At 78.2% G+C, this 2,656-nt stretch carries 2 protein-coding genes; both read right to left on the minus strand.

The window, feature by feature from the left end; genetic code table 11:
• Positions 1–51: 51 nt before the first annotated feature.
• Positions 52–1,689: a methyl-accepting chemotaxis protein gene (locus GTR00_RS18500; RefSeq protein WP_166613039.1), complete on the minus strand. Its 1,638-nt coding sequence runs from the start codon at positions 1,687–1,689 to the stop codon at positions 52–54.
• A gap of 122 nt (positions 1,690–1,811) precedes the next feature.
• A partial coding sequence (locus GTR00_RS18505; protein ID WP_166613040.1) for an oxygenase MpaB family protein occupies positions 1,812–2,656 on the minus strand: 845 nt, incomplete at its 5' end.

Consider the following 2,656-nt stretch of genomic DNA (forward strand, 5'->3'; position numbering starts at 1 on the left):
GGGACGGGGCTCGGGGTGCTCACGGCTGCGGTTCCGGCTCGCTCGGGCGGCTCAGTAGCGGAACGTGGCGACGGTGGCGCGCATGCGGTCGGCCATGCCGGCCAGCTCGCGCACCGCGCGGTCGGAGTCGGCGGCGCCGGCCCCGGTCTCCTGGGCGGCGTTGGCGACGGTGCCGATGGTGCCGGCGATGGTGGCCGCGCCCGCGGCGGCGTCGCCCACGCGCCGGCTCATCTCCTGCGTGGTGGCCGCCTGCTCCTCCACCGCCGCGGCGATGGTGCCCTGGTAGTCGCTGATCTCGGCGATGACGCCGGAGATGCTGGAGATCGCGCTCACCGCGCGGTCCACGTCGCCCTGGATGGCCTGGATGCGGGTGGCGATGTCCTCCGTGGCGCGCGCGGTCTGCGAGCTGAGCTCCTTGACCTCCCCGGCCACCACCGCGAAGCCCTTGCCCATCTCCCCGGCGCGCGCGGCCTCGATGGTGGCGTTCAGCGCCAGCAGGTTGGTCTGCTCGGCGATGGAGGTGATGGTCTTGACCACGTCGCCGATCTCGGCGGAGGAGCGGCCCAGCGCGGCCATCGTCTCGCCGGTCTCGGTGGCGATGCCGACGGCGCGGCCGGCGACCTCCGCCGCGCGCGAGGCGTTGGAGGAGATCTCGCTGATGGACACGCCCATCTCCTCCGCGCCCGCGGCGGCGCCGGCGATGTGGTCGCTGACGTCGTGGGCGGACTGCGCGACGGTGCCGGCGCGCTCGGAGACGTCCCCGGCGCTGCCGGAGATGACCGAGGTGGTGGCCTGCAGGTCGCCGGCGGCGCGGGCCAGGGTGCCGGCGTCGCCGTCGAGGCCGGCGACGGTGCGGCGCATGCTCTCGGTGGCGGTGCGCAGGGCCTGGGCCATGCGGCCGACCTCGTCGTGGCGCTCGACGTCGGCGCTGGCGGTCAGGTCGCCCTCGGCGACGCGGCCCAGGACCTCCACGACCTGGCGCAGCGGGCGCACCACGAGGTTCGTGGTCCAGCGCGCCAGCAGCGCGGTCACCAGCAGGCCGCCGACGAGGACGGCGACCATGGCGGTGCGGGCGGTGGAGTAGGTGTCCGCGGCGGCGGCCACCGACGCCTTGCCGTGCTCCTCGCTGAGGCGGTCCAGCTCGTCCAGGGCCTGCTCGGCGTTGCCGGCCAGCAGGGCCACGTTGCCGAGGTAGAGCTGCTGGAACTTGGCCCGGTCGCCCTCCTCGCCGGAGGTGGCCAGCGGCACGAGGAAGCCGTCGCGGGTGCCGCGGTAGGAGGTCCACCAGGTGGTGAACTCCTTCAGCTGCGCGCGCTGCGCCTCAGTGCTCAGGGCCGCCCCGTAGCGCTCCACGAGGGCGTCGAGCTGCTCGTCGTCGGCGGCGACGCGGGCGGTGAGGTCCTCGCGGGCGGCGGCGTCGTCGGCCAGGGCGAGGTTGGCCAGGTCGCGCTGGGCCTGCAGGGCGCTGGCGCGCAGGTCGGCCAGGTCCGCGGCGGGCACCAGGTCCTGCGCGTACACCTCGCCGGTGCGGGCGTTGACGTCGGAGAGCCCGGACAGCCCCACGCCGAGCAGGCCGGTGGCGACCGTGCAGGACAGCACGACGATCGCGCCGATCTTCGTGGCGACCGAGCGGTCGGCGAAGCGCCGCCGCGCGGGCGCGGCGGTGCCGGGCGGGGTCGTCGTGCTCAACGGGGCCTCCTCGGGCGGACGCACCCCGGGGCGCGGGGTGACCGGTCCTCCCATCGGCAGGCCCCGCGACCCGCTTGAGGCACCCGCCCGGGGGGTGGCGCCGCGGTCCAGGGCGCCGCGGCTCAGGGCGCCGCGCGGGCGCCCGTCGTGCCGGGGGCGGCGGCGAGGCGCCGCTCGGCGACGGCGGCGTGCGGCCAGTGCGCCACCCGCGCCGGCAGCACCGGGCGGGTGGTGCGCAGCAGGGCGCGGGTCGCGCCGGCGGCGGCGCGCCGGCCCGGGGTGCGGGCCAGGCCGTAGGCGTCGGCGACGGGCGCCGGCAGCAGGTCGGCGGTGACGGCGCGGGCCAGCGCCGCCACGCCCGGCAGGGGCGGGCGGGTGCGCTGGGTGAGGATGCCGCCGGCGACGGTGCGGGCGGCGTCGGTGACGACCAGCCCGGCCACGCTGCGCTCCCAGTAGCGCTCGAAGGCGTCGGCGGTGGGCGGCAGGACCGCCTGCGGCACGGCGAACAGGCGCGCGAAGGGCCACGAGCCGCGCCAGTGCTCCTCGCGCTCGGCGGCGTCCAGGGCGCGGCCGAGGTAGCGCTCGACGACGCGGCGGGCCGTCCACACCAGCGTGGCGTGCACCCACAGCGCCAGGTCCGGGTCGCCGGCCCGGTACGCGGTGCCCGCGGGGGTGCCGGGCACCGCGGTGCGGGTGGTGCCGCGCACCCGGGCGTGCTGGGCGCCGACCTCGCGGGCCGCCGCGCGCGCCTGCTCGGTGTCGCCGAAGGTGACCGTCAGCGCGGCCTGCAGCGTCGCCAGCAGCCGGTGCGCCGGGCCGGCGGTGTAGTCGCTGTGCACGGCCACGCCCTCGGCGACCAGCGGGTGCGCGACCTGCAGCAGGATCGCGGCCGGCCCGCCCAGCACGACGGCGCGCTCGGCGGTGACCTCGCGGAAGGCGCCGGGCGCGCCGTCGTGCTGGGCGGGCC

Source organism: Kineococcus indalonis (assembly GCF_009906395.1).
Lineage (GTDB): Bacteria > Actinomycetota > Actinomycetes > Actinomycetales > Kineococcaceae > Kineococcus > Kineococcus indalonis.